This is a genomic window from Collinsella sp. LCP21S3_D3 (assembly GCF_052118305.1).
In the GTDB taxonomy this organism is placed as follows: Bacteria; Actinomycetota; Coriobacteriia; order Coriobacteriales; family Coriobacteriaceae; genus Collinsella.
This window is the reverse complement of record NZ_JBQKHK010000005.1, coordinates 90,248-116,903: the sequence shown is the minus strand read 5'-3', so window position 1 is coordinate 116,903 and position 26,656 is coordinate 90,248. Positions and strand designations below refer to the sequence as shown.

The 26,656-nt window shown below is 60.0% G+C and carries 27 protein-coding genes; 12 read left to right on the top strand and 15 right to left on the bottom strand.

Annotated features, from left to right (window positions below; translation table 11 throughout):
* Positions 1-9 precede the first annotated feature (9 nt).
* Together ACTQ1S_RS03780 and ACTQ1S_RS03775 are read left to right on the top strand one after the other, a co-directional pair.
* On the top strand, positions 10-543 hold the full coding sequence (locus tag ACTQ1S_RS03780) for a TIGR00730 family Rossman fold protein (RefSeq protein ID WP_441064011.1): 534 nt from the start codon (positions 10-12) through the stop codon (positions 541-543).
* A 125-nt stretch (positions 544-668) separates the two neighbouring features.
* A complete protein-coding gene (locus ACTQ1S_RS03775; RefSeq protein WP_441547117.1) occupies positions 669-1,973 on the top strand; it encodes a chloride channel protein in 1,305 nt (434 codons plus the stop codon).
* 83 nt (positions 1,974-2,056) lie between these two features.
* On the opposite strand, the gene ACTQ1S_RS03770 is transcribed toward ACTQ1S_RS03775, so the two are convergent.
* The 4 genes from ACTQ1S_RS03770 to ACTQ1S_RS03755 all read right to left on the bottom strand — a co-directional run bounded on the left by ACTQ1S_RS03770 (position 2,057) and on the right by ACTQ1S_RS03755 (position 5,049).
* On the bottom strand, positions 2,057-2,794 hold the full coding sequence (locus ACTQ1S_RS03770) for an SAM-dependent methyltransferase (protein WP_441547116.1): 738 nt from the start codon (positions 2,792-2,794) through the stop codon (positions 2,057-2,059).
* A 274-nt stretch (positions 2,795-3,068) separates the two neighbouring features.
* Positions 3,069-3,767 carry an ABC-2 transporter permease gene (locus tag ACTQ1S_RS03765; RefSeq protein WP_441547115.1) on the bottom strand — a complete coding sequence of 233 codons (699 nt, stop codon included), beginning with the start codon at positions 3,765-3,767 and terminating at the stop codon, positions 3,069-3,071.
* Entirely contained in the window at positions 3,764-4,645 is an 882-nt protein-coding gene (locus tag ACTQ1S_RS03760; RefSeq protein WP_441547114.1) for an ABC transporter ATP-binding protein, read from the bottom strand. The genes ACTQ1S_RS03765 and ACTQ1S_RS03760 overlap by 4 nt, the downstream gene beginning before the upstream one ends.
* Positions 4,646-4,668: 23 nt before the next feature.
* Positions 4,669-5,049 (bottom strand): GntR family transcriptional regulator, encoded by a 381-nt coding sequence (locus ACTQ1S_RS03755; protein ID WP_370450620.1) that lies wholly within the window; start codon positions 5,047-5,049, stop codon positions 4,669-4,671.
* A gap of 471 nt (positions 5,050-5,520) precedes the next feature.
* On the opposite strand from ACTQ1S_RS03755, the gene ACTQ1S_RS03750 reads away from it, so the two are divergent.
* The 3 genes from ACTQ1S_RS03750 to ACTQ1S_RS03740 all read left to right on the top strand — a co-directional run bounded on the left by ACTQ1S_RS03750 (position 5,521) and on the right by ACTQ1S_RS03740 (position 8,703).
* Positions 5,521-7,134, top strand: coding sequence for a peptide chain release factor 3 (locus ACTQ1S_RS03750; RefSeq protein WP_427719358.1), 1,614 nt, complete (start codon positions 5,521-5,523; stop codon positions 7,132-7,134).
* A gap of 156 nt (positions 7,135-7,290) precedes the next feature.
* Positions 7,291-8,013: a VUT family protein gene (locus tag ACTQ1S_RS03745; RefSeq protein WP_229770709.1), complete on the top strand. Its 723-nt coding sequence runs from the start codon at positions 7,291-7,293 to the stop codon at positions 8,011-8,013.
* Positions 8,014-8,022: 9 nt separating this feature from the next.
* Positions 8,023-8,703 carry an SDR family NAD(P)-dependent oxidoreductase gene (locus ACTQ1S_RS03740; protein WP_441547113.1) on the top strand — a complete coding sequence of 227 codons (681 nt, stop codon included), beginning with the start codon at positions 8,023-8,025 and terminating at the stop codon, positions 8,701-8,703.
* Between the two features lie 50 nt (positions 8,704-8,753).
* On the opposite strand, the gene ACTQ1S_RS03735 is transcribed toward ACTQ1S_RS03740, so the two are convergent.
* Together ACTQ1S_RS03735 and ACTQ1S_RS03730 are read right to left on the bottom strand one after the other, a co-directional pair.
* Complete coding sequence (locus tag ACTQ1S_RS03735) at positions 8,754-9,479, bottom strand: uracil-DNA glycosylase (protein WP_441547112.1); 726 nt, start codon at positions 9,477-9,479, stop codon at positions 8,754-8,756.
* A gap of 88 nt (positions 9,480-9,567) precedes the next feature.
* The gene (locus ACTQ1S_RS03730) at positions 9,568-10,470 is read right to left on the bottom strand and encodes a DMT family transporter (protein ID WP_441063997.1); all 903 of its coding nucleotides are present in this window, start codon (positions 10,468-10,470) and stop codon (positions 9,568-9,570) included.
* 158 nt (positions 10,471-10,628) lie between these two features.
* Here ACTQ1S_RS03730 and ACTQ1S_RS03725 point away from each other — a divergent pair, with 158 nt between their 5' ends.
* A complete protein-coding gene (locus ACTQ1S_RS03725; RefSeq protein WP_441068590.1) occupies positions 10,629-11,495 on the top strand; it encodes a LysR family transcriptional regulator in 867 nt (288 codons plus the stop codon).
* 27 nt (positions 11,496-11,522) lie between these two features.
* On the opposite strand, the gene ACTQ1S_RS03720 is transcribed toward ACTQ1S_RS03725, so the two are convergent.
* Positions 11,523-12,905, bottom strand: coding sequence for an MATE family efflux transporter (locus ACTQ1S_RS03720; protein WP_427794264.1), 1,383 nt, complete (start codon positions 12,903-12,905; stop codon positions 11,523-11,525).
* Positions 12,906-13,083: 178 nt separating this feature from the next.
* On the opposite strand from ACTQ1S_RS03720, the gene ACTQ1S_RS03715 reads away from it, so the two are divergent.
* Positions 13,084-13,899 (top strand): putative RNA methyltransferase, encoded by an 816-nt coding sequence (locus ACTQ1S_RS03715; protein ID WP_441547111.1) that lies wholly within the window; start codon positions 13,084-13,086, stop codon positions 13,897-13,899.
* A 129-nt stretch (positions 13,900-14,028) separates the two neighbouring features.
* Here the strand turns inward: ACTQ1S_RS03715 and ACTQ1S_RS03710 are convergent, their stop codons facing one another.
* Complete coding sequence (locus ACTQ1S_RS03710) at positions 14,029-14,430, bottom strand: hypothetical protein (RefSeq protein WP_427719347.1); 402 nt, start codon at positions 14,428-14,430, stop codon at positions 14,029-14,031.
* Positions 14,431-14,870: 440 nt separating this feature from the next.
* Here ACTQ1S_RS03710 and ACTQ1S_RS03705 point away from each other — a divergent pair, with 440 nt between their 5' ends.
* Positions 14,871-15,575 carry a class I SAM-dependent methyltransferase gene (locus ACTQ1S_RS03705; protein ID WP_441547110.1) on the top strand — a complete coding sequence of 235 codons (705 nt, stop codon included), beginning with the start codon at positions 14,871-14,873 and terminating at the stop codon, positions 15,573-15,575.
* Between the two features lie 48 nt (positions 15,576-15,623).
* Here ACTQ1S_RS03705 and ACTQ1S_RS03700 read toward each other — a convergent pair whose 3' ends face one another.
* Entirely contained in the window at positions 15,624-15,920 is a 297-nt protein-coding gene (locus ACTQ1S_RS03700) for a hypothetical protein (protein WP_427747514.1), read from the bottom strand.
* Positions 15,921-15,997: 77 nt separating this feature from the next.
* Here ACTQ1S_RS03700 and ACTQ1S_RS03695 point away from each other — a divergent pair, with 77 nt between their 5' ends.
* Positions 15,998-16,486 carry an N-acetyltransferase gene (locus ACTQ1S_RS03695; RefSeq protein ID WP_427794959.1) on the top strand — a complete coding sequence of 163 codons (489 nt, stop codon included), beginning with the start codon at positions 15,998-16,000 and terminating at the stop codon, positions 16,484-16,486.
* Between the two features lie 118 nt (positions 16,487-16,604).
* On the opposite strand, the gene mscL is transcribed toward ACTQ1S_RS03695, so the two are convergent.
* Positions 16,605-17,030: a large conductance mechanosensitive channel protein MscL gene (gene mscL / locus ACTQ1S_RS03690; protein WP_154517006.1), complete on the bottom strand. Its 426-nt coding sequence runs from the start codon at positions 17,028-17,030 to the stop codon at positions 16,605-16,607.
* A gap of 245 nt (positions 17,031-17,275) precedes the next feature.
* Here mscL and ACTQ1S_RS03685 point away from each other — a divergent pair, with 245 nt between their 5' ends.
* From ACTQ1S_RS03685 to ACTQ1S_RS03675, 3 genes are all read left to right on the top strand, one after another.
* Positions 17,276-19,279 carry a GTP-binding protein gene (locus tag ACTQ1S_RS03685; RefSeq protein ID WP_441547109.1) on the top strand — a complete coding sequence of 668 codons (2,004 nt, stop codon included), beginning with the start codon at positions 17,276-17,278 and terminating at the stop codon, positions 19,277-19,279.
* Positions 19,280-19,372: 93 nt separating this feature from the next.
* Positions 19,373-20,389: an AAA family ATPase gene (locus ACTQ1S_RS03680; protein ID WP_441547108.1), complete on the top strand. Its 1,017-nt coding sequence runs from the start codon at positions 19,373-19,375 to the stop codon at positions 20,387-20,389.
* A gap of 93 nt (positions 20,390-20,482) precedes the next feature.
* Complete coding sequence (locus tag ACTQ1S_RS03675) at positions 20,483-22,996, top strand: excinuclease ABC subunit UvrA (protein WP_441547107.1); 2,514 nt, start codon at positions 20,483-20,485, stop codon at positions 22,994-22,996.
* A gap of 40 nt (positions 22,997-23,036) precedes the next feature.
* Here ACTQ1S_RS03675 and ACTQ1S_RS03670 read toward each other — a convergent pair whose 3' ends face one another.
* The 5 genes from ACTQ1S_RS03670 to ACTQ1S_RS03650 all read right to left on the bottom strand — a co-directional run bounded on the left by ACTQ1S_RS03670 (position 23,037) and on the right by ACTQ1S_RS03650 (position 26,647).
* Positions 23,037-23,321 (bottom strand): winged helix-turn-helix transcriptional regulator, encoded by a 285-nt coding sequence (locus ACTQ1S_RS03670; RefSeq protein ID WP_441547106.1) that lies wholly within the window; start codon positions 23,319-23,321, stop codon positions 23,037-23,039.
* Between the two features lie 261 nt (positions 23,322-23,582).
* Positions 23,583-24,182 (bottom strand): tRNA (cytidine(34)-2'-O)-methyltransferase, encoded by a 600-nt coding sequence (locus tag ACTQ1S_RS03665; protein ID WP_441068575.1) that lies wholly within the window; start codon positions 24,180-24,182, stop codon positions 23,583-23,585.
* Positions 24,183-24,280: 98 nt separating this feature from the next.
* Complete coding sequence (locus ACTQ1S_RS03660; protein ID WP_441033699.1) at positions 24,281-25,411, bottom strand: GTP-binding protein; 1,131 nt, start codon at positions 25,409-25,411, stop codon at positions 24,281-24,283.
* 86 nt (positions 25,412-25,497) lie between these two features.
* Positions 25,498-25,839, bottom strand: a complete 342-nt coding sequence (locus ACTQ1S_RS03655) for an arsenate reductase family protein (protein ID WP_055252194.1) — start codon at positions 25,837-25,839, stop codon at positions 25,498-25,500.
* Positions 25,840-26,023: 184 nt separating this feature from the next.
* Complete coding sequence (locus ACTQ1S_RS03650) at positions 26,024-26,647, bottom strand: flavodoxin family protein (protein WP_441547105.1); 624 nt, start codon at positions 26,645-26,647, stop codon at positions 26,024-26,026.
* Positions 26,648-26,656: the final 9 nt, after the last annotated feature.

The following is a 26,656-nucleotide window of genomic DNA, read 5'->3' as shown; positions in this document are numbered from 1 at the left end:
GGACTGAATTTGAATATCACCGTGTATCTGGGTGCCAGTATCGGCAATGACCCGGCGTTTCTGCCTGCGGTGCAGGAGCTGGGCAACTGGATTGGCGCCAACGGGCACGCGCTCGTGTACGGCGGATCCAAGTCGGGCCTGATGGGCGCGCTCGCCGATAGCGTGCTTAATGCCGGCGGGCACGTGACGGGTGTGGAGCCGAGTTTTTTTATCGAGGCCGAGTTTCAACATGACGGTATCGACGACCTCATCGTGACGAGCGATATGGCGGAGCGTAAGGCAAAGATGATCGAGCTCGGCGATGCGTTCGTTGCTTTTCCCGGTGGGACGGGCACACTCGAGGAGATTGCCGAGGTTATGTCCGCGGTGTCGTTGGGGCACCTGAGTGCTCCGTGCATCCTGTATAACCTGGACGGTTACTACAACGACCTCAAGGCGCTGCTCGGACATATGATTGATAAGGGTTTATCAAGCCCACGGCGCCAGCAAGGCATTTACTTTGCCGAGGATCTGTACGAAATCGCATCAATTATCAACGGATAAGCCTTGAGCCTGTCCCGCTGTGGCCCCCGGTGGCTCCGTTTGCAGCGCAGACGGTTGGCTTGTCTGGGCCACACTCGCTCTACAATAAAACGTATCTATTTCGACTTTGACCGCGGGAGGACCCGATGGATAAGCTCGCTAAACCCACAAACCGCGCACTGTTTTTAGTTAGCGTTGCCGTGACCGGTGCGTTCGCAGGTGCCGCGGTCTGGCTGTTCTTTTTTGTGATGGAGCACGGCATCGACTATCTATGGACCGAGGTTCCGCACGCACTGGGCGTCGCTTCGCCCGAGCTCGCCAGCGGCCCGTTTGGCTTTCTGCCGTACCCGTTTTTTGTCTGCCTGCTGGGCGGCCTGTTAATCGGTCTGTACGAAAAGATGACAGACACCAAGACCGATAACCTCAATCAGGTGATGGCTAAGGTCAAGCAAGATGGGCGCTACCCGTACGACAATCTGGGCAAGCTTTCGCTTGCGGCATTGCTGCCGCTGCTGTTTGGCGGAAGTATTGGACCGGAGGCCGGCCTGACCGGCGTTATCGCGGGCCTGTGCAGCTGGGTCGGCGACCGCATGCGTCGCTTTGGCGCCGAGTTTAGGGAGCTCACGCTGCTAGGTACCCAGGCTGCCCTGACGGCGCTCTTTACCGCGCCTGTCTTTGGCTTTGTGGCGCCGCTCGCCGGTAGCGCCGACGGCCAGGGCGAAGATGCCGACGATGAGTCCGCGTCCGACGAGATCACCATCAAGCTGCCCAAGGCGCAAAAGACCGTGGTCTACGGCATTGCGATTGCCGGCGGTCTGGGCACTTACCTGTTGCTTGGCCAGCTCGTGGGCGGCGGCATGGGCATGCCCAGGTTCGAGTCCGCCGAGGTGGGCAACCTGGAGCTTGCCTGGCTCATTCCGCTGGCGTTGCTCGGCACCGTTTGCGGTTGGCTGTACTTTGTCTCCGAGCACGCGAGCGAGGCGCTGTCCCATGCAATAGGGGAGCGTCCTGTCGTCAAGGCCATGATGGCCGGTCTGGCGCTCGCCATCTGTGGCACGCTCCTGCCCTACACCATGTTTGCCGGCGAGACCCAGGCCGATGTGCTCATGGAAACCTATCTGACCATTCCCGCCGGCGTGCTTATCGCGACCGGTCTTGTCAAGGCTATGCTGACCCCCGCCCTCATCAATATGGGCTGGCGTGGCGGTCACTTCTTCCCGGTTATCTTCTCGGGCGTAAGCCTGGGCTATGGCCTTGCCATCCTCACCGGCGCCGATCCGGTCTTTTGCGTCGCCGTCTGCACGGCATCGACGATGGGCGCCGTCATGCGCCAGCCTGTCATGGTTGTGGGCCTGCTGCTCATGTGCTTCCCGCTCAAGGGCATCGTCTGCATGATCATCGCCGCAGCCATCGCCGCCGGCATTCCGCTGCCCAAGCCGCTGCGCAAGTAGCATATTGCGCTTTGCGTTCGTTCAGAACTCGTTTTGAAGAAGCCGCGCGAGGCCATTTGTTTACGGCCTCGCGCGGCTAATGTTTAGAGCTTCCTCAGCACAATGGCGATGGTGTTGAGGTATTCGAGCGCACCGGCTTCAACGGCAGCGCGGTCGCCTGCTGCGTGCTCGTTGTCGCAGGCGAGCCAGTCTTTCCATGCTTCATCCGTGCAGAGCATAGGCTGCATCGAGACAATCTCGACGCCGGGGGTCGGCTCGATCATGGCGCGCCACCAGGCTATGTCGTGCATATAGTCGAGCTGCTCGGGTGTCCAGGACTTGAGCAGGCAAACGGGCAGGTTGTCGTGGCAGTCGTAAACCATGCCGGGGATGCTTAAGTAGAGCATCCCACCTTGCTTTACGTAGGGGAGTAGGCGCTCACCCAGATAGTGTGGGTCACGGCCGTAGTAGTTGTACGAGTCGATACTTACGACCGCATCAAAATAGTCGTGCTCAAACGGCAGCCCCTGCGAGGCGTCTGCCTTAACAGGGTGAATCGTGTCGCGCGAGATACCGAGCGAATCGAAGAACGCACGGTTTTCGACGGGGTCGCTCCACAGATCGACAGCGTAGGTGTCAAACCCGTATTCGCGGGCGAGTAGGGCGCTGGTGATACCGGTGCCCGATCCAAGGTCGCAGACGCGGACGCCGCAGGGGATATGCACATCGCGAAGCAGCTCTTCGCAGAGCTTGAGGGGATTAGGGCCCATAATCTTAGAGCGTACGAGTGTCGCGCCGAAGCTAGTTGCTTTTGGGAAGGATTGAGATTCCTGGGTTTGCATTGTTCTTTCCTATCAGGTGCAAAAATGGCAGATGACGGAGGCGGAACGGCGCAACAAACCACGGCCGTTGGACGGCCGTTTTCGTGGTTCTATGCGATTGACCGTTCCCTAAAGAACAATGACCAAAAAGACATCCCCTTGGATGATCGAGACTGAGCCGAGGCCCGTGACGTTTATATTGTAAAACGTCACGGGCGTGCCGGGATATGCCGTTTGTCACGGATTTGCGGGGAGGGGCGGCGATCGCGTCCTTCGTAGATTGAGACACGCGTGGCTACAGATCGCGTACTCGATAAACCTTGGTGCTGACAGCGCAGCTGATTACACATAGTGCGAGCGCCAGTACTGCAGTTCCTGCACACAGACAGCCAAGGACGGTGGGATCGGGATTCGCCCCGGCAATCGACATGAGCCAGTTGCTGATGGGGTTGGAGGAGCTTAGCGTGGCCATGGCAAGGCATCCGAGCAGGGCAAACAGGCCAACGGATAGGCGCAGCGCCTCCATGTGTCCAAATCGAAAGAACAGCGGCTGCGCCAAAAACACCATCATGAGGGAGATGAGCATCGATGCTGCCGAGGCGATTGCGATTTCAAAGACCGTCTGTCCCGTCGAAGGAATGCCCGCGCTGTTGAAGAGCGGGATGGCGACGATACTCAAAAGCGTGGCGGCGCACGTCATGACGGCCGAGAAGACAACGATGCTCAGGTAGCGTGCGCAGATGATGTCTTTGCGCGAGAGGGGCAGCGTTGCCCGATAACGCTCCCATCCGTTTTGATTGTCGAAGCCTGCCAGCGAGCTCATGACCATGATAGGCGACATGGCGCTGAGCGCGCAGGCGCCGGCACTCATGCCGGAGTCGCCACCTGACGTGTTGGCGAGGGTCAGCACAACGAATATGAACAGGCCGACGCCCGCTATGCTTGGGACAAGCGTGCGAACGATGGCGAGCTCGGACATAAAGGCGCGTTTCATTTCGAAGCCCCTTTCAGCGTGAGGCGTAGATAATCGTCAATGGTTGCCCGATCGCAGGGAATCTCGGGGAAGGCCTCGAGCGTTTCGCGACGGTTGGGCACGAGCACGTCCACGCTATAAGCGTGGTGGGCGGCACGGGCGCCTTCGACGCAAGCCATAAGCTCGGCGGCCTGCGCTTGGGTACAGTGGGCGATGCCGGCGCGGTCGGTAATGTCCTCGCGTGGCAGGTCAAACACAATCGAGCCGTTATCGATGCAAATGATGCGGTCGGCAGCGCGATCGAGGTCGGACGTAATGTGACTCGAGAGCAGCACGCTGCGCTGGCCGTCGGAAACAAAGACGAGCAGCTCGTCGAGCAGCTCCTCGCGTGCCATGGGATCAAGACCCGCGGTGGCTTCGTCCAAAACGAGCAGCTTGGCCTTGTGGCTGAGCGCACAGGCAAGCTGCAGCTTCATGCCCATGCCGCGGGAGAGGTCCTTGACCTTCGCCTTGGGATCCAAGCCAAATCGGTCGATGAGGCTGGCGAAGGTGTCGTGGCTCCAGGTGGGGTACGCCGGGCTTACGAGTGCCTCAACTTCGGTCACCTTGAGTGTGGAAGGGAAGGGGCATGTGTCCAGCACGAGGCCGACACGAGTGCGCAGACAACGCTGCGCTTCACCGGGCGCGTCGGCGCCGCAGTGCTGCCCAAACAGGTGCACCTCGCCGGCATCGAGCTTTATAAGCCCGAGCGCGGCGTGAATGGTCGTTGTCTTGCCGGCGCCGTTTGCGCCCACAAAGCCAACAATCTGGCCGGGCTCCACGGCGAGCGTGACATCGCGTAGTGAAAAGCGGTCGCTTACAGCGCGTGAGATGCCTTTGAGTTCAAGCAAGTTTTGCATGGTATAGCCTTTCTTGCAGATGGCTACTGCATGGTTTCGGGGGCTACCAGGTCGAGCATTTCGTGCAGTTTGTCGCGCGTGACGCCCAAGGCTTCGGCTTGGCTCGCCGCTTTCGCAAGCAGGTCTTCGATATGGCATAGCTGGTTTTCGCGCAAGAGCTCCTGGTTGCCCTCGGCGACAAAACAGCCCTTGCCCTGCACGGTGCAGATAAACCCGAGTTGCTCTAGGTCGGCGTAGGCGCGTTTGGTGGTGATGACGCTCACACCTAGGTCGCTCGCGAGTGCACGGATGCTGGGGAGTTTGGCTCCCGCAGCGAGCGTGCCCGATAAGATCTGAGCTTTGACTTGCGAGGTTATCTGCTCGTAGATGGGCTTGTCGCTCGAATTGGATAGGATGATGTCCACAGCGGCTCCTTAGCTGTTGGGCTACACGTGTATATAACCGGTAAGCACAGTATATATACACTATGCACAGTTATGCAAGAGGTAAATAGGGATTGTCCGCTCGTTCATTCATCTCAATCTGTAACATCTGGAACCGATTTGGACGGCTACCTGTTACAGATTGAGATTTTGCTGGTGGGCCCCACCTGGTTGTCTCAATCTGTAACAACTGGAGAAGTTTTTGGCTGCTAGATGTTACAGATCGAGATCTTTTTGGGACGCCCACCTGTTTGTCTAAATCTGTAACAGGTAGAGGTTCAAAAACCGTCTAGATGTTACTGATCGAGACAAACTGCTGCGGAGTGCCGTCATCGACTGCTACACAGGCCCCAACTGATGAATTTGTCCTGATAGGCGCCCTAGAGCGGAATTTCGCGGCTACAATAGTGCGGTTACAACGACGTAATGCACTCAATGCAAGAAAGGATCCGCATGGCAAGCCTGTCGGATGAAATCTCGTCGCGCCGCACATTCGCGATCATCAGCCACCCGGATGCCGGTAAGACCACGCTTACCGAGAAGCTGCTGCTCTATACCGGCAGCATCCAGACCGCCGGCTCGGTCAAGGGCAAGAGCTCGGCCAAGCATGCCGTCTCGGACTGGATGGACATCGAGAAGGAGCGCGGCATTTCCGTCACCTCCTCGGTGCTGCAGTTCACTTACAACGGCGCCTGCGTCAACATCCTCGATACCCCCGGTCACCAGGACTTTTCGGAGGATACCTACCGTACCCTTATGGCCGCTGACGCCGCAGTCATGGTCATCGACGGCGCCAAGGGCGTCGAGGCCCAGACCAAGAAGCTCTTTAAGGTCTGTACGCTGCGCCACATTCCCATCTTCACCTTTGTGAACAAGCTCGACCACGAGGCTCGCGATCCGTTTGAGCTCATGGAAGAGATCGAGAATGTCCTGGGCATCAATACGTATCCCATGAACTGGCCGATTGGCAGCGGCCGCAATTTCCGCGGCGTGTTCGATCGTCAGACCCGTCGCGTCATTGCCTTTGAGGGTGACGGTCACGCCAACGCCACCAAGAAGGTCGCCGAGGTCGAGGCCGAGCTGGGCGATTCTTCTATGGATGAGCTCATCGGCGAGGAGAACCATAAGAACCTGATGGACGACATCGAGCTGCTCGATGGCGCCGGCGACGAGCTCGACTTGGATGCCGTGGCCTGCGGCAAGCTGAGCCCGGCGTTTTTTGGCTCGGCGCTTACCAACTTTGGCGTGGAACCCTTCCTTAAGGAGTTCCTGCGTCTGGCCCCGACGCCGCGTGCCTATACCGATACGCTTACCAGTGAACCGGTCGATCCCTGCCGCGACGACTTTAGCGGCTTTGTGTTTAAGATCCAGGCCAACATGGACAAGAACCACCGCGACCGCATCGCCTTTGTGCGCATTTGCTCGGGTAAGTTCGAGCGCGGCATGGATGCCTTCCACGTGCAGGGCAACCGCAAGCTTAAGCTTGCCACGGGCACGTCGATGATGGCCGACGACCGCGCCATCGTGGACGAGGCGTACGCGGGCGATATCGTGGGCCTGTTCGACCCGGGTATCTTTAGTGTCGGCGACACCGTGTGCTCCGGCAAGCGCCATGTGCAGTACCCACAGATCCCGACGTTTGCCCCCGAGATGTTCGCTCGCATTACGCAGGTCGACACGCTCAAGCGCAAGCAGTTCGTCAAGGGCATGGAGGAGCTTGCCCAGGAGGGCGCCATCCAGATCTTCCGCGAGCTGGGTGCCGGCATGGAGAGCGTCATTGTGGGCGTGGTCGGCGTGCTACAGTTTGAGGTGCTCGAGCGCCGCCTCAAGGCCGAGTACCGTGTTGAGGTTCGTCGCCAGCCGCTGCCCTATACGGACATTCGCTGGATCCAGAACGACCCCGACACCATCGATATCCCGGGCCTTTCGCTCACGCGCGACACGCTGCGCGTCGAGGACATGCGCGGTGGCAAGCTGTTGCTGTTTACGAGCCCGTGGAACGTGGATTGGGCAACCGACCACAACCCCGACCTTATCCTGTCGGAGTTTGGCAACGTAGTCTTTTAACGCATCGGCGCGGTGGCCCTGCGGGGCTGCCGCGCTGCCTGCTTGCCTGATGCCGCATGAGCGGCTATCATGCCCACCGTCGCCTCAAGACCGGGGCGTCCGAGCAGTTCGGGTCCGATATCCTGCTCGTTAAACCTAAAACCAAAGGAGTACATAATGATCAAGAAGGTCATGGAGGACTACAAGGTCCTGTTGCGGAGCATTCCCGCGGCAACGGTTTCGCTGTTTTTCGTGAGCGTTATCATGATGAACCTGCTGGCCAACAAAGAGCTCATCAGCCTGCCGTATCTGGCACTCGATTGCGGCTTTGTGGTGAGCTGGGTCTCGTTTTTGTGCCAGGACATGATCTGCAAGCGCTTTGGCGCCAAGGCATCCATCAAAATCTCTATCCTCGCACTGGCGGTCAACCTTGCCGTGAGCCTGTGCTTTTGGGCGTGCTCGCTCACACCCGGTATGTGGGGCGCCTACTACGACACGGGCATGATCGAGGTCAACACCGCCCTTAACGCCACCATCGGCGGCACCTGGTACGTGGTGCTGGGCTCTTCGCTGGCAATGTTCGTTTCTGCCGTGGTTAACTCCACGCTCAACCAGTCGCTCGGCCGTATGCTCAAAAAGAATAACTTTGCGAGCTTCGCCTTCCGCTCCTATGTGTCCACGGGTGTTGGCCAGTTTATCGACAACCTGGTCTTTGCCATTGTGGTGAGCCACACGTTCTTTGGTTGGACCTGGGTGCAGGTCCTTATGTGCTCGCTGACCGGCGCTGTTGCCGAGCTGCTGTGCGAGGTCTTCCTGAGCCCCGTGGGCTACAAGGTCGTGCGCGGCTGGGAGCGTGAGAATGTGGGCGCCGAGTACCTCAAGCGTCACGCAACCGCCTAAGGAGCAAGTATGCGGGTTTTGATTACGGGCGCTTCGGGCGGTATCGGAGCCGCGTGCGTGCGGCGCTTTTTGGATGAGGGCCACGAGGTCGTGGGCTTTGATCTGCTGCCGGCGGCGATCGAACACGAACGCTACCGCCATCTGGTCGTTGATGTACGCGAGCCTGACTCGTTTCCAGGCGACCTTGAACCCCAAGTGATCGTGAACGTTGCGGGTACGCAGGATTCGGTCGACGATATCGCCGCCAACCTGCGTGGCACCATCAACGTGACCGAGCGCTACGCTTTTGTGGGGGAGGGGCTTGTCGCCAAGCCGGCGCCCGCCATCAAATCCGTGGTCAATGTGGGGTCGGCGAGCGGGCATACGGGATCGGAGTTTCCCGCCTATGCCGCCAGCAAGGGCGGCGTTATCGCCTACACCAAGAACCTTGCAAACCGCCTGGCACCGCAGGCCATCGCCAACAGTGTGGACCCGGGTGGCGTTATCACGCCGCTCAACCGTTGCGTGATGGAAGACGAACACCTGTGGAACCAGATTATGGAGCTTACACCGCTTAAACGCTGGGCAACCGCCCAAGAGATCGCCGAGTGGATCTACTTTGTGGGCGTGACCAACCGGTTTATGACCGGGCAGAGCCTGCTCATTGATGGCGGCGAGGCCGGCCGCACACAATTTATTTGGCCCGAATAGGAAACGCGCCCGATGGAAAGCCGTCGGGCGTATTTTTGATGTATCGATTTTTAGCCGAGACAAGTCCAGTTGACGGGGGTCGAGCCGTGCTGTTCGAGTAGCCGATTGGCTGCCGAGAAGGGTCGCGACCCCATAAAAGCGGGGAGTTCTGCCGTGGCACGGTTGGCCGAAAGCGGCGAGGGGTGCGTGGAGGCAAGGCAGAACTTGCCGGTTGTTTTGCCCGCGTCGATTGCGGCGAGCTTGCCCTCAACCATCTGCTGGGCAAAGCGGCCCCATGCCAAAAAGACTACCGGTTGGGGTAGCTGGCAGCAGCGTTTGATAACGTAGTCGGTGAGCGTACTCCAGCCCAGCTTGGCGTGTGAGTTCGCGGCATGCTCGCGCACGGTAAGCGTAGTGTTGAGGAGCAGGACGCCCTGTTGTGCCCATGGCGTCAGATCTCCCGTGGCGGGAATGGGACAACTCAGATCGGCTTTGAGTTCCTTATAGATGTTGCGCAGGCTTGGCGGCAGCTTGGTTTGCGTCGCGGGGACCGAGAACGATAACCCCATGGCCTGGTTGGGCCCGTGATAAGGATCTTGGCCCAAGATGACAACTTTGACCTGGTCGGCCGGCGTGTAGGCGAGGGCATTGAGGATGTCGTCTTGTGCCGGGTAGATGGTCTGCTCGGCACGCAAAAGGGCGATGCGCTCGAGCAGCTGGTTCGTAGTGTCACGTACCGGCTGCGGCGCATCGTCCAACCAAGTTGCTATGTTGCGGTCGCGAGTTGCGGTGTTCATGGAGCTCCTTTATGGCAAATGCTATGTTGGCATCTATTGTAAAGGCGCACCGGTTGCCTTTATGCCGCGGCTGCATGAAGAGCGGGGTCTACGAGGCGCGTTCGGGCACTCCTGCCATATGAGCGCGTCCATGTGCGCGGAGGTGCGGAAGCTCGACGGTTGCCGCCATGACGCCGGTGAGGATGAGAGCTGCACCCAGGAAGGCGATGGGGCTCAGGACCTCGCCGACTAGGAAGAACGAAAAGACGGCGGAGCAGACTGGCTCGAGCGAGAAGGCAAAGCCGGTGGTCTCGGCGGGCACGTGGGGCTGCACGAGCGTCTGGGTGATAAAGCCGTAGGCAGAGCAGATGAGTGCGAGTGCGACGACGACCACGACCTCGCCCGGCGTGCCGGGGAGTGTGAAACCGCCAAAGGTGAATGCGGCGATGCCCGAGAATAAGCCGCCAAAGCCCAGCTGCCAAACGCCCAGAGCAAGCGGATCGACTTCTTCGACAAAGCGCTTGGCCACGATAATGTGGCCGGCATAGACAAAGGCGGAGAGCAGCATGATGAGCGCGCCCGGGTTCAGGCTGGTGAAGTCGGCGCCCGAGAGCAGCAACATACCGCAGGTGACGATGGCGGTGCCGACGAGCACTTTGCGCTCGGGGGCGCGGTGCAGCAGGGCGGCGTTGGCAAACGGCACGATCACGACCGTCAGGCTCTGCAAAAAGCCGGCAGTGGAGGCAGAGGTGAGGCTGGAGCCCAGGCACATGCAGGTGAGCTCGGTTGCCATGATGGCGCCGATGATGGCGGCACGGACCATAAGGTCGCGGTTAATGCGCAACGCGCGCTTGTGGAAGAGCAGCAGGCAGGCCACAAAAGCGATGATACAGCGTAGCGCGACGATACTCGTGGCGTTCATGCTGTCCATGCCGATCTTCATGAGGGGATACGAAAAGCCCCATGCGACGGGAACGGAAAATGAGAGCGCGATTGCTTTTTTGCGATCCATGGGACTCCTTTTGTTGCAGAACGGTTTCGTAAAAAGGATTCTGCTCCCAGATTTGGATGTAGTAAAGCGAATGTATCTTCAGTATGATTAAGAAATGCTAATGTCATTAGGAAAAGCACTGGCAAAACGTTTTACGGCTGCATTGTTGTGGAGGCACGATGGCGTCGCGGTATCAGATTGTTTGTATGGTGGTCGATTGCGGCAGCCTTAAGGGCGCGGCGGACGAGCTGGGCTATACGCAAAGTGCGGTGAGCCAGGCCGTCAAGGCACTCGAGCGCGAGCTGGGTACCACGCTTATCGAGCGCGGTAAGCAGGGCGTTTCACTTACGCGCGACGGTAAACAATATCTGCCGTATCTGCGCCAGATTGTGACTGCCGAGGCTGAGCTCGAGGGCAAGCGCCAGGAGCTGCTGGGGCTTTCGTCGTCCGATATTCGCATCGCGACGTTTACCAACGTGAGCCGAACCGTGTTACCGCGCGTGATCCGCGACTTTGGGGCGCTGCACCCGGGCGTACGCTTTACCCTCAAGCAGGGCGACTACACGCGCAACGCCCAATGGGTGCACGACGGCGTAGTGGATTTTTGCTTTACGGCACGTGGGTTTACCGCAGGGCTCGAGAAGCGCGTGGTCTATCACGACGAGTTGGTGGCACTGTTGCCTGTCGCGCATCCGCTGGCGGCAAAGGAAAAAGTGACGCTCGCCGACCTGGCTTCCGAGCCGTTTGTGCTGCTGGATGAGGGCGAACAGAGCCTGGTGCTCGATGCATTCGCGGCGCATGGCCTGTCGCCGCACGTGACGAGCGAGGTCACCGACGACTACACCATCATGGCGATGGTGGAGGAGGGTCTGGGCGTGAGCATGCTGTATCGCCGTACCGTTGAGGGCATGCAGGCCGATATTCGCGTACGTCCCATCGTGCACGCCCCCTCGCGCGACGTAGTGGCGGCCTGGCGCAGCTGGGACACCATGCCTATCGCCACGAGGCGCTTTATCGACTATATGAGCTCGCATATTGTCAATTAATGACTGGCGTGGCGTTGAGTGCGGTGTTTAGCAGGCTGTCGCTTTGGCTTGGGTGGCGCGATAGGTGCGTGTCGGGTGGCAGAGTAGTACCGCCACGACCATAAAGAACGCCGTGGTGCCCAGGCTGATGGGGTAGACCATCATGATGTTCGCAAAGGTGCGGAAGTGCGGGAACACGCAGAATACCCAATAGAAGCGGATGCCGCAGACGCAGATCATGGTGATAAGGGCGGGTATGAGCGAGATACCAAAGCCGCGCAGGTAGCCGGACATGTTCTCGTAGAACATGCTAAAGGCATACGCAGGGAAGATCGAGCACACGCGGATATAGCCGATCGAGACGATGTTGGGATCGCTGTTGAACAACGACAAGATCTCGCGCCCCAGGCCGACAATAACAATAATCGTGGTGAGCGCGACGATACCGCCTTCGACCAGGCAGACCTTAAGGGTCTTGGTGCAGCGGTCGATCTGACGGGCACCGTGGTTTTGCCCCACAAAGGTGGTGCAAGCCTGGCTAAAGCTGTTGAGCAGGTTGTAGCACACGTACTCCAGGCTCATGGCGGCGCTCGAGGCCGCCATGACCTCGGTGCCCAGGCTGTTGATGGCGGACTGGATGATGATGTTGGCGACGGCAAAGACGGCGCTTTGGATGCCGGCGGGCAGGCCGATCTTGACGATGCGCTTGAGGGCGACGGGGTCGATAGCAAGGTCGCGCGGGGTGACGCGGACGACGGAGTCGGTCTTGAGCAGGCGGATAAAGAGTGTAGCGGCGCTGACGGTGTAGGCGATGACGGTGGCGATGGCGACACCCGCGACGCCCCAGTGGAGTACGGGGACAAAGATGAGGTCCAGGCCAATGTTGAGGACGGTGGACACGGCAAGCGCTTGCAGCGGCATGCGGGTGATGCCGACGGAGCGGAAGATCGCGGCCTCAAAGTTGTAGAGCAAGATTGAGGGCATGCTGAGCAAAAAGACGCGTAGATAGAGCGAAGCGAGCGGCATGGTCTCGGCGGGAACGTTGAGCGCGGCGAGCATGGGCTCGGCAAAGATCTCGCCCAGAGCGATGACGACAAAGCCCACGAGCGCCATTAAAATCGAGGTATGGACGGCGCGTTTGACCATGTTCTGATCGTTGCGGCCGATAGCGTTGGCGATGACCACGTTGGAGCCAAGCGACATGCCAATAAACAGGTTGAGCATAAGGCTGGTAAGCGGAACATTGGAGCCGACTGCCGCCATGGCGAGGGTTCCCTGGTCGCCCGAGAAGTTACCGATAATGACCGTGGCGATGAGGTTTGACAGCTGCTCCAAGATGCTCGTGGCGGCCACGGGCAAGGCGAACAGGGGGATATTGCGCCACAGCGAGCCGGTGGTCATGTCGATGTGCTTAGATGCGGTATCAGCCATACGCTCTCAATTTCTAACGTGCTATTTCGTGCTTATTTGCGCAGACGATGATACTCCTAATCACCTAGTCATTGGGGGCGTTCTTAAACGACTAGTCATTCAAGAACGTCCCCAATGACTAGGTGGGGAAGGCGTGCGACAATGGTATACGTTGTGTTGTTCGCGCTAAGGAGTTGCCATGTTGTTGTGTCCCGTTTGCCATGAGCCGTTGGTGGACGACGAGCGCGGTGCTGCATGCGCGGGCGGACACCGGTTTGACCGTGCGCACGAGGGTTATCTATATCTGCTACGTTCGTCCAAGAGCGGCGACTCCATGGGCGATCCCAAGTCGCAGGCACGCAGCCGTCGTGACTTTTTGAACCGTGGCTACTATGCGCCGCTGCGCGATGCAATGGTCGAGCTGGTGCGCAAACGGGTTTCTGGGCGTGCTGCGTCTACAGGCGGCCCCATGACGCTGCTCGATATTTGCTGCGGTGAGGGTTACTACACCAGCGCGATGGGCGCGGTGCCGGGCGTGGACGCTTATGGCTTTGACCTGGGCAAAGAAATGGTACGCCTGGCCGCCAAGCGCGGCGATGCGACCTATTTTGTGGCCAACATGAAAGACATCCCAGTGGCCGATGGCGCCTTCGATATGGTGACCGAGCTCTTTGCTCCCTTTAACGAGCGCGAGTTTGCCCGCGTGTTGGCGCCGGAGGGTTCGCTCTACACCGTGGTGCCGGGTACCCGTCATCTCTTTGGGCTCAAGGAGGTGCTCTACGACACGCCGTACCTCAACGACGAAAAGCTTCCGAAGACGATGGAGCTTAAACTGGTCGGCACACAGCGGGTGTCCGCGAATATTACGCTCCAGACCCAGGCCGACATCGAGGCGGTGTTCCAGATGACGCCGTACTACTACCGCACACGCCCTACCGACAAAGAGCGCCTGGCAAACCTGGACACCCTTAAAACCGACATCGACTTCATCATTGCCGAGTACCGCCACAGCTAACCAACCTGCCAAAAAGGGACAGGTTTATTTTGGCAGGTTTTATCTGGGCAAATGTAAAGGGCCGACCGCGTTACTGCGCGATCGGCCCATGTTAGTTGCTTGGCTGCAGGGGTTATGAGAAGCGAGTGCCTACAGGCGGTCCTTGTTCTCGGCCTTAACGGCGTGCGCCTGCTGAACAAAGAACAGGTCGTAGACCACGATGACAAAGGCACCGATATTGACGGCGCTGCCGCCGAGTGCGGGAAGCGTGAGCACGGCCTGCGCAATCGTGGCGATTGCGGCAACGATGCCGAGCTTAAACGCGCTATCCACCTGCGAGGGCTTGTTGGCGCCCTTGATGCCCGCAACACCTGCGGAAAGATCGACAATGCCCTTGACGACAAGCACGACCGCGGCGAGCATGGCGTTCGACCCGTACGTGGAATCGAGGCTGCCCCTGGCGATACCGATACCGGCGATGACGAGGTTGGCGATGCCCAAAACAAAGTAGATGAGGGCAAGGATTTTGAGAGTCTTGCGAGCGGAGCTCATGGCTGGTCCTTTCGATACGAGTACGCCGATCTGGCGTAGCCCATGTGTTGCACATATGGTGAAGCACATTGTAGTTCAACGCAGCGATGCGTGCGCCTGAAAGCGCTTTGAGCCCGCGCAGCCCAATCCGACCTTTCAAAAAGGAAAGCTAGACGTAAGCCAAATCGATGGCAGCTCATGTGCGGCGCTGCGATGATGAGACCGTAACAAGGAGCTGTTCTTAAGGAGGAGCCATGATGTACGGAGCAGGGCGAGTGCATGAGCCGCGGTCGTTGGGAAGGCGCATGGGCGATTCTGTGATCGCTGCCGTGTGCACGGGATTGATGGCGGTGCTTTGCATTGGGATGCTGTGGGCCATGTCGCATGTGGGACAATAGCGGACGGTTGGGTGCTGGCATAAACGGCGCTCACGTATTCATTTTGCTTGTTAAGGAGTACCCATGGGCGTCGTCGATCCCTTTTCTGTTGCTCGGGCCGCGGGGCTTGAGCTGACCGGGAAGTCCGCGGGCCTCACGCTCACCGACGGCACGATGGAGTTGCGTGCCGATTTTGTCCGCATGCTGCCACGGCTCAAACAGGGCCGTCTGCAGCAAGAGCTGTTGGTAAAGGCTGCGCGCGCAAAAGGCGTCGAGTGCCCATGGGCGATTGATGCCACGGCAGGCTTTGGCGAGGATTCGCTGCTGCTGGCGGCTGCGGGCTTTACCGTCGATCTGTATGAGCAGGATTGCGTGATCGCGGCGCTCCTCAAGGATGCCTTGGATCGCGCGGCAGATAATCCGGCGCTTGCGACTGCCGTGGCACGCATGCGCTTACATGCGGGCGAGGACAGCATTGCCGGCCTTCACCATATAACTGAGTTGATCGGGCAGGGCGAGCTCACCGCTCCCGACGTGGTGTATCTGGACCCCATGTTTCCCGAGCGCACAAAGAGCGCGGCGGTTAAAAAGAAGTTCCAACTCTTGCATCATCTGGAACAGCCGTGTGCCGATGAGGAGACGCTGGTCGAAGCTGCGCTTGCGGTGCGCCCGCGCAAGGTCGTTATCAAGCGGCCGGTGAAGGGGCCGCTGCTTGCCGGCGTTAAGCCGAGCTATCAACTTGCGGGCAAGGCCGTTCGTTACGATGTTTTGGTGCCGCCGCGCCCGTAGCTTGCGTGCGATGGTTGGCGCTCCGTCAGTGCCGTGCCGATGCGGGGCCTATTTCCAAGGGTGCGACGTCAGGTGCCAGCCGCCGCAGTATTCGCATTTGTAGCAGGCCAAACCACGCCGCCCGCGGTTTTCGCAGTCGGCCATAACGGCCTCGGCCTCGGCGCGTGTGTCGTAACGGTTTTTGCGCTCGCACGACTTGTAGCGCCAGGCTTCATCGCGCTCGGCGTTCAGGGCGTCGCGGCGCTCGTCCTCGCGCGCAAACAGGTCGCTCATAGCGCCGCCGGTGGCAGCGCCCAAAAACTCGCTTTTGGCCTTTGACCAGGCGGCTCGCTTTTTGCTTCCCATCTGCTTCTCGCCCCTCTTCAAACGCTGGTATCATTGCTCAATCAAAGTGATACCAATAAACGTGAGGTCGCCGCGTGATGATCAGAAAAACCCTCGATACCGACATTCCCGCCGTCATGGCTATCTATGACGCGGCCCGTGCCTTTATGCGCGCGCATGGCAACGCCACGCAGTGGCCCGAGGGCACGCCTTCTGCCGAGCAGCTGGCTGCCGATATCGCCGCCGGTGGTAGCTATGTGTGCGAAGTCGACGGCCGCGTGGTGGCGACGTTTGCCTTTTTACCGGGCCCGGACGAGTGCTATGACGTAATTGAGGACGGGCAATGGCGTAGCGACACTCCGTACGCCGTGCTGCACCGTGTGGCGTCCGACGGCACCGTGCACGGTATCGCGGCTGCGATGTTCGCCTTTGCCAAAGAGCGTGCCGACCATCTGCGTATCGATACGCATCGGGACAACCTGCCCATGCAGGGCGCGAGTATTAAAGCGGGATTTGAGCGTGCCGGCGTCGTGTATGTGTCGGACGGCACGCCGCGTGTTGCGTTTGACTGGCTGCGCGAGGCATAAGAGCGGGGGCGCGTATCTACGCTCCAAGTAAGCGAAAATGGCCCCGGGTGGGGCCATTTTTAATCGCTGCGCTGTTTTGCAAGGTGGTAGATGCCGCTCGCTGTCGGCTCTAAGGCACCTACGCTCGGGGCAGCTCGCTTCCGCAGTGGCAACACTTGGTCGCGCCTTCGTGCACCTCTTCCAGGCAATACGGACAGACGGGCGCCGGTGCGGCTTCCTCGGCGGTGGCACCGGCGAGCCTGTCGCCGATTTCCTGCGCCTTGTTGAATGCCTTGACGATGGCAAAGACGATTGCCGCCACAATCAAAAAATTGATGCACGAGCCGATAAAGGCGCCAAAGTCGATATTAGTGCCCGGCACCACCAGCCCCGAGATCTCGGTAGCGCTACCGCCGGCAATCACGGAGATAAGCGGGTTGATGATGTTATCGGTAAGTGAGGTCACGATGGCGGTGAATGCGCCGCCGATAATCACGCCGACGGCCATGTCCATCACGTTGCCGCGATTGATGAATTCCTTGAACTCGTTGAGCAATGTCTTCATGGTGACTCCTCGCTGTTGTGGGGTTCGCGTTGTTGCCGCCCCGGATGAGCCCGGGCAGGCAAAAAGGGGAGGTGCCGGCTTTCGCAAGGCGCGAACCTACGAAAATCGCCGCACGGCAACGCGGGGCGATGAGCTCGGTCGGGGGATAGGGCCCGCTTCGCCCGCCGGCCCGTAAATTGTATCATCCAGTGTGGAATGAGAGCGCCCGTTTCCGCGTGCGACGGGCTTGCAATAAGAGGAGAGCCATGTCGAAGCAAGCGGTCGTTGGAATCTTGGCGCATGTCGATGCTGGCAAGACCACGCTGGCCGAGGCCATGCTGTTCAATGCGGGTCGCATTCGTAAGCGCGGCCGCGTGGACGATGGCGATTCGCATCTGGACACTAACGCGATCGAGCGCGAGCGCGGCATTACGATTTTCTCGTCGCAGGCCGTGCTCGACCACGGTGATACCCACGTCATGCTCGTGGATGCACCGGGGCATGTCGATTTTTCTGCCGAGGCGGAGCGCACGCTGCGCGCACTCGACTACGCGATTTTAGTTGTGGGCGCCAACGACGGCGTGCAGGGGCACACCGAAACCCTGTGGCGCCTGCTTGCACGCTATGACATTCCGACGTTCATCTATATCAACAAAATCGATTTGGAGAATCCCGGCCGCGATGTTTTGCTGGCACAACTTGGGCGGCGTCTTTCCGAAGGCTGCCTGGATGCCAACGAACTGCTGGAGGGCGGCGCCGTTCAGGAGGACGCTGCTGCGTTGGACGAGGCGGCGCTCGAGGAGTTTCTTGAGGCAGGCGAGCTTTCCGTCGCAACGCTGTCGCGCATGGTTGCCGAGCGCAAGCTCTTTCCCTGCTTTGCCGGCTCGGCGCTCAAGGACCAGGGCGTGAGCGAGCTGCTGGATGGCATATGCGTGCTGATGCGCGAACAGATATGGCTTCCGGAGTTTGCCGCGCGCGTCTATCGTGTCAGCCGCGGGGATCGCGGCGAGCGCTTGGCATGGGTTAAAGTGACCGGCGGCACGCTGTGTGCAAAACAGATGATCAGCGGACGTTCCGGTGCCGAGGTATGGGAGCAGAAGGTCGATCAGGTGCGCATCTATAACGGCGAAAAGTATGAGCTTGCCCAAGAAGTTGCTGCTGGCGGTATTTGTGCCGTGACGGGTCTTGCGCACGTTCGCCCAGGGGACGCCTTGGGTGCGGAGCCCGTGTGTGATGCGTCCGTCATCGCTCCGGTCCTCACCTATACGGTGCTTCCGGGTGAACACGATGTCCATGCGGTGTTTAAAGCGCTGACTGAGTTGGCGGACGAAGACCCCATGCTCGGCGTAAGCTGGAATACTCATCTGGAGCAGATTCACCTGCAGCTGATGGGCGCCGTGCAACTCGAGGTCGTGCAGCGGGTGTTGGCCGATCGCTTCGGCCTTTCGATTTCGTTTGAGCCCGGCGGTATTCTCTATAAGGAGACCATTTCGCAGCTGGTCGAGGGCGTGGGCCACTTTGAGCCACTGCGCCACTATGCCGAGGTGCATCTGAGCCTGGAGCCGTTGCCAGCGGGTTCGGGCGTGCAGTTTGGCACCGTGACCTCGACTGACGAGCTCGATCTTAACTGGCAGCGTCTGGCGCTCACCAACGCCATGGAGCGCGATCACCTGGGCGTGCTGACCGGCTCGCCCATCACCGATGTGCGCATTACGCTCACAGGTGGCCGTGCGCATGCCAAACACACCGAGGGCGGCGACTTTCGCCAGGCCACGTACCGCGCGATTCGCCAGGGGCTCATGCAGGCGCGTGAGGCCGGCGCGGCGGTGCTGTTGGAGCCGTGGTATCGCTTTGAGCTCGAGGTGCCGGGGGAGTGTGTGGGCAGGGCGTTGTCAGACGCCACGCGCATGGGTGCCGAGTACGAGCCGCCGACGATGGCGGGCGAACGGGCGAAGCTTGTGGGTCGCGTGCCGGCATCCGAGGCGCAGGATTATGCGCTGGAGGTGGCCGCCTACACGAGCGGTCGCGGGCATCTGTACCTGGAGTTCGCCGGTTATGCGGCATGCCATGATGCCGAGCGCGTCATCGAGACGGCCGCCTATGAGCCCGAGGCCGATCTACCCAACACGCCCGACTCGGTCTTTTGCTCTCACGGCGCCGGCTACACGGTCAAATGGTACGACGTGCCCGCCGCGGCGCACGTAAAGGTCGATCCCGCCACCTTCCGCCCCTGGCGAGCGGCGGACGTCGAGTTTTTCGGCCATAGGTGATGGAGGGTCAGTCTCTTTGTCGCATCCTGTTGGTATAACTCGGTATAAGTTGGTATAACTGTTACCAGGGTTTGCCAATCCGAGGAGGCCGACATGAATCCAAATCCCTTTAAGCCCACGGCTGGTAAGCGGCCTCCGATACTCATCGGCCGCGAGTCGGTCATCGAAGATTTCGAGGAAGGGCTCGATAACGGCGCCGGAGCTCCGGGCAGGCTCATGCTCATTACGGGAAACCGCGGCTATGGCAAAACGGTTCTCTTGCGGGAGCTGCAGCGTTTAGCTAGCGAGCGCGGATGGGCGGTTGTCTCTGATTCCGCCTCGCTTGGCCTATGCGACCGCCTGGCCGATGCGCTTCGCTCGAATATGTCGGTTGCGACGTCAATGGAGTTCGGGCCGTCACTTGGCCGGATGTCGGTCGAGGCGGCGCGGGCAAAAGGCGAGACGTTGCGCGGGTTAGTCAACGAACGCCTCGAGAAACTCGGGCCGGGAAAGGGCTTACTGTTTGCGATTGACGAGGCCCAATCGGCATCTATCGAGGAGCTGGCGGCGCTGGCCGTTCTCTATCAGCAGGTGCTCGGAGACCAGGATGCTACGGGCTTGCCCGATAGAGACCAGCACGGTCTTGCGCTGGTTTTTGCCGGCTTGCCCAGCATGGTTGATGACTTGCTCGAAGAGCCGATCGTAACGTTTTTGCGCCGCGCCCAGCAGCGTACGCTGGGTGCGATTTCTTTGCCCAAAGTGCGCGATTCATATATCCAGACGGTCAAAGGCACTGGTCTTTTCGTTGATGCGGAGACGGCGGACCTTGCGGCGCACAAGAGCATGGGGCATCCCTATATGGTTCAGCTGGTGGGATATTACATGTGGAGGTCTGCTGTCCGGCGTGACTCGCGGGTCATTGAAGTGTGCGATGTCGAGGCTGGCTACGCGGATGCCATCTCCGAGTTCTATGAAGCAGCGGACGCTCCCTTGTATTACGGGTTGCGCAGTCCGCAGCGCCTCTTTACCGAGGTCATGGCGGCTGATGGGGGCAAGCCGACGCGCATGGCGGCCATCATTGAGCGCTGCGACCCACCCAAAGCTGAGCGAGCAAATATCGCGCAAGCCTGATTCGCGAGCGCGTCATCGAGGCTGCCGGATACGGTCTCGTCCGGTTTACCGTGCCCATGCTGGGCGAGTGCATCCGCGACCGCGTTTTATGGCATGAGTAGGGTGACAAAGGTGACGGAACAGAAGATGAGCCCGCAGGCTATAGAGGTACGCGGCGCGCGTGTGCACAACCTCAAGGACATCGATATCGATATTCCGCTGGGAAAGCTCGTGGGTATTGCTGGCGTATCGGGTTCGGGCAAGAGTTCGCTGGCACTGGGCGTTCTTTACGCCGAGGGCTCGCGTCGCTACCTGGAGGCGCTTAGCACCTATACTCGCCGCCGTCTGACGCAGGCCGAACATGCCCAGGTGGACGAGGTGCTGCACGTACCGGCGGCGCTTGCATTGCATCAGCGCCCCAGCGTGCCGGGTGTGCGCTCGACCTTTGGTACCATGACCGAGCTCAACAATAGCCTGCGTCTGCTCTTTAGCCGTTGCGCCCATCACGTGTGCCCGCACTGCGGGGCGCGCGTGGAGCCGAGCCTTAACGTGGCCGCGGGCCTGTCGCTCACGTGCCCCGAGTGCGGCCGTGAGTTCTACGCGCCGGGTGCCGAGGACCTTGCCTTTAACAGCGGCGGCGCGTGTCCCACCTGCGGCGGCACCGGTGTCATGCGCGAGGTGGACGAGGCGAGCCTGGTGCCCGACGGGTCCAAGACTATCAACGAAGGCGCGGTGCTTCCTTGGGGCACGCTCATGTGGGATCTGATGAAGCAAGTGGCAGGCGAGATGGGTGTGCGTACCGACGTGCCGTTTAACCAGCTCACGCCTCAAGAGCGTGACATTGTGTTCCACGGTCCGGCGGTTAAGAAGCACATTCTCTACGTTCCCAAAAACGGCGAGGGCGCTACGCCGCTCGACTTCACCTATTACAATGCCGTCTATACCGTCGAGAACGCGCTCGCCAAGGTTAAGGACGATAAGGGCTTAAAACGTGTGGCGCGCTTTTTGCGCGAGGGGCCATGTCGTGACTGTGGCGGCACGCGCCTCTCCGAGGCTGCGCGCCAGCCCCAGGTGCGCGGTATCAATCTGGCCCAGGCCGCGGCCATGACGCTGGGCGAGGCGATTGAGTGGGTGCGCGGGGTGCCCGCATCCTTGCCGGCCGAGATGCGGCCCATGGCGGCGGATATCTGCGATTCGTTTTTGAGCGCGGCCCGTCGCCTGGTCGATCTGGGTCTCGACTACCTTTCGCTCGATCGCGCCGGTGCCACGCTCTCCACGGGCGAGCGTCAGCGCGTGCAGCTCGCCCGCGTGGTGCGCAACCGATCGACGGGCGTGCTCTATGTGTTGGACGAGCCTTCGATTGGCTTGCATCCTGCCAATGTCGACGGCTTGGTGGGCGTGATGCGCGATCTGGTGGATGACGGCAACACCGTGGTTGTTGTCGACCACGATACGCGCGTACTGGCGGAAGCCGACTATCTGGTCGAGATGGGCCCCGTTGCCGGAGCAGGCGGCGGTAATGTGATTGCCGCTGGCACGGTGGACGAGGTCGAACAATCGCAGGGCAGCCGCATCGCCCCGTTTTTGCGCGCAGACCCCAAGCGTATGCGTCCGCAGGTGACTGACGAGGAAATGTTCGATCAGGGCCACATCCGCATGGCAACCGATGCCATCCATACCGTCAAACCGCTCGAAGTCGATATACCGCGCGGTCGCCTTGTCGCGGTGACGGGCGTTTCGGGTTCGGGTAAGACGACGTTGGTGCTCGAGACACTCATCCCGGCGCTTAAGGCCCAGGCAGCTGGCGAGCGCCTGCCAAGCCATGTGCGCTGGGTCGACGCCGAGGGTATTGCACGCGCAAACCTGATTGACGCTACACCTATCGGCGCCAACGTGCGCTCGACGGTAGCGACCTATGCCGACATCCATGATGAGCTGCGTCGCGCCTTCGCCCGTACGCCCGAAGCCAAGGCAGCCGGCTACAAAGCGGGTGCCTTTAGCTACAACACCGGCGCCTTGCGCTGCCCTACGTGCGATGGCACAGGCTCGATATCGCTCGACGTGCAATTTTTGCCCGATGTCGAGATCATCTGCCCAGCATGTCGAGGCTCGCGTTATGCAGACACGGCTTCGCATATCCATCGCGAGGGCAAGGACGGGAGCAAGCTTACGTTGCCGCAGCTCATGGACATGAGCGTGGACGAGGCTCTCGACGCCACGGTGGGACTCAAGAAGGTTCAGGCGCGCTTGCTGACCTTGCACGACCTGGGCTTGGGCTATCTTACACTCGGTGAGCCCACGCCGGCGCTTTCGGGCGGCGAGGCGCAGCGTTTAAAGCTTGCGAGCGAGATGGGCCGCGTGCAGGACGATGCCGTATTCGTATTCGACGAGCCCACGATCGGCCTGCACCCGCTCGATGTTCAGGTGCTGCTGAACGTATTTGACGGCCTCGTCGCCAAGGGCGCCACGGTTATCGTGATCGAGCACGATCTCGACCTTATCCGCAATGCCGATTATGTGATCGACATGGGGCCGGGCGGTGGCGATGCGGGCGGGCAAGTCGTCTGCGCCGGCACTCCGGCGGATATCGCTGCTTGCTCCAAGAGCATTACTGGCCGCTACCTATAGACAATGAGGCAAAGGGACAGTCTCTTTGCCTCATTGATGCCTATTTCACGCATTGAGCGGCGAGATAGTCGCGGAAGAATGGCAATTCAAAAGCGACGATTCCGCGCCCGCGTTCTCCAATGATGCCGGCATCTATCATGCGGCGTCGGTAGCGGGAGACCTGCTGCGGCGAACGCTTAAGGCGCTCGACAAGGTCAGCGGTGGTGGATTCTTCCTCGTCATCGAGCATGGCGATGAGGAATCGCTTGTCCTCTGCCGTGAGTTCCCGATAGGTTGCCGCGAGGATTCGGTCGTCCATCTCGTCGCGCGCGATTTTGATTCCCATGTCAAAGTCGCGTGACGAGATTTCCTTCGAATCGCTTGTGAGATCCCAGGCACGGTAGCCTACGAGTTGCAATAGGAAGGGAAAACCAGAGATCGAGCGAACGGCTCTATCGATTCCCTCAGCATCCTTTCACACCGCCGTTTAACTTCATTTTACTTTAGTTAATTCTGATTAAAAGTAAGGGCTCTTTATCAAGAGCGTCAATTAGGCGTGTGTGCCATCGGCGTGGCGCTTGAATGTGACAAAGGGGCAGTTCCTTTGTCACATTCCCGGAAAGCCTGTTTGGCGCAGGGCTTCGTAGAGGACGATGGCGGCGCTGTTGGAGAGGTTGAGTGCGCTGATGCGGTAGTCGTCCGGATTGACGAAGTTGCCGCAGATATCCTGCCGAAGGATGGCCTCATGGCCGTCCTCGGTATGTCCGAGCGATTCCTCGTGGGCTTCCCAGGCCTCGGCGTTGTCAAGTGAGTCACAATCGCGCAGCATGGGGATGCGCTCGCAGCGCTCGGGCGCTGCGGCGAGCAGCCCTTCGGGAATCCCCGAGCTTTCGCTGCCAAAGACCAAATAGTCGCCGTCACGGTAAGTGCTCTGCGCATAGGTTCGGCGTGCCTTTTTGGTCAGCAGATGCAAGCGGTCGTCGGCGGGGGAGAGGTCATTGCGCGCAAGGAAATCCTCCCAGCTGGCATAGGTCGTCACGTCCAAGTTTTGCCAGTAGCCCAGGCCGGCGCGACGCACCGTTTTGTCGTCGAGCGAAAAGCCCAGTGGCTCCACCAGATGCAGGCGGGCGCCGGTGACCACGCAGGTACGGCCGATATTACCCGTATTGGCCGGAATCTCGGGCGCATACAGCACGATATTGAACATGAATCTCCTTGGCATAGAACGAAAAACCACCACGAAGGGGCAGTCACCTTCGTGGTGGTTTGATGGTTACGTGGGCGGAAAACGCCCACTTGGATAACCTAAGCGCGGTGCCAGTCGGTCAGGCAGGCATCAAGGGCGGCGATGAGCGCATCCTTGTCCATGTGACGGCCGATGATGCACAGGCTCGTCATGCGGTCGCCCGTCTCGTCGTCCCAAATCTGCATGATCTCGGGGTTCTCGTCGATGATCTTCTGCTTCTCGCCCTCGGGCGCCGAGTCAACGAACAAGCCGTTCTCCATCAGGCGCATCTGGCGGCCGGCCTGCTCGAACATGTAGCACATGTCCGGATCGCCGGTCTGCCACAGCGGACCCTTGACGCGAATGACCTCGTCGGGCCACTCCTGCTCAACAAAATCGGTGAACTTCTGCAGGTCAAACGGCTTACGGCGCGAGTACACAAAGGTCTCGATGTCGTACTCGAGCACCTCGGGGTCGTCGTGCTCCTCGGGATGCTCCATGGCCTCGATCCAGGCGGCGGAGTTGTAGGCGCGCATAAAGTCGAAGCGATCGGTATCGAGCAGCTCCTCCATGGGGACCTCGCCGTTTTGAGCCTCGATAATCACGGCGTCTTTCTGCAGACTGCGCACGATGGCCTTGAGCTCGGCGATCTGCTCAGGGCTCACGGTATCGGTCTTGTTGAGGATCAGCGTGGAGCAAAACTCGATCTGCTGGATGAGCAGACTCTCGATGTCGTCCTCGTCGATATCCTCGGCCAGCAGGTCGCGACCGCCGTTGAACTCGTCGTACATGCGGGCGCAGTCGACCACGGCAACGATGTTGTCGAGCGCGAGCTTGGGTTCGCCGCCCACTTTGGCCTCGTCGCAGAAGCTTGAGATGGTGTAGGCGATGGGGATGGGCTCGCAAATACCGGAGGCCTCGATGATGATGTAGTCGAACTTGCCCGAATCGGCGATGCCCTGCAGCTGGTTGGCCAGGTCGTCCGAAAGCGTGCAGCAGATGCAGCCGTTGGTGAGCGGGATGAGGTCGTCGGTCTCGGAAAGGCCACCGTCGGCGATAAGGCTGGCGTCGACGTTGATCTCGCCGATATCGTTGACGATCACGGCGGCGCGGATGCCGCCGTCGTTGGCGAGGATATGGTTGAGCAGCGTGGTCTTGCCGGCACCGAGGTATCCGGTAAGCATGATGATCTTCACGGGTTTGTTGGGCATGTGCCCTCCTTTGTTAGACATGGCTTACAGTAAAATCATATGCCAAACGCCTGCTCTTATACCCACGCGCCGGCAAATAACACAGGCTACTCCCAGGCTCCCCATACATCGGGGCAATAACCGACGGTGGCCTTTTTGCCGTTGCGCACGATGGGCTCGGCCAGTACCTGCTGATTCTCGAGCAGCTTATCAAAGCGCTGGCTGGGAGTGAGGTGCTGGATAAGTGCGAGTGTCTCCTCGTCCTTGGCTTTGGGGTTGAGCAGCTTGTCGATGCCGCCGACCGCCTGCATCACGCTCGTGAGCTCGCCTTTGCTCATCTCCTTTTCCTTAAGGTCAATAAACTGCACCTTAATGCGGCGCTCCTTAAAATAGCGCTGGGCCTTCTTGGTATCGAAGGACTTTTTGGTGCCGAAGATTTGCACGTTCATAGCATGTTCCGCCGTTCTAACGAACGGCGGTCACCTCGACGCTGCAAAGCCATCTGATGGGCAATCTGCCTTTCAATCGTCGGGCGCGGGCAACAGCCCAGCGCCCTCCTCTTTCAAGGCACCTTGCCTCATCAGCTGGCTTTTCGCTGACATTGATAGAACATCGAGGTGACCACCGCTGGACTTATCGAATGAAGTTGGTGCGCTCGCGATCGGCTTCGGGCGCGCTGATGCCGGCGGCCTGTCCTGCTTCGATACATTGCAGGAGCCAGGCCATGTTCTTGCCGATGTTGCGCATGGTGGCAAGGCCCTCGGCATCCCCATCGGCGTCGCCGGGCACGCGACCAAAGACGTTGTTCCAGTACGTGGAGGCGACCACGGGCATCTGGTTGATGGTGAAGTACTTGTTGAGCACATCGAAGGTGGTCGACGTACCACCGCGACGGGCGACAGCGACCGCGGCGCCGGGTTTGTGCGCAAAGGCGTGCCCGCCCGCATAGAAGGCGCGATCGAGGGCCGAAAGGATGCGTCCGCTGGGGTGCGCATAGTAGACGGGTGAGCCAAAGACAAAGCCGTCTGCCTGCTCAGCGGCAGCGATGAGCTCGTTCACCACGTCGTCGTCAAAGGTGCAGCGACCCCCAAGCTTGCCGCACTGGCCGCAACCGATACAATCGCGAATGGGCTTGGCGCCCAGCTGAAACACCTCGGTATCAATGCCTTCGGCATTGAGCTGCTCGGCGACTTCGGCGAGTGCGCGGGCGGTGTTGCCGTCTGCCTTGGGACTGCCATTGACCAAAAGAACCTTCATCACAAACTC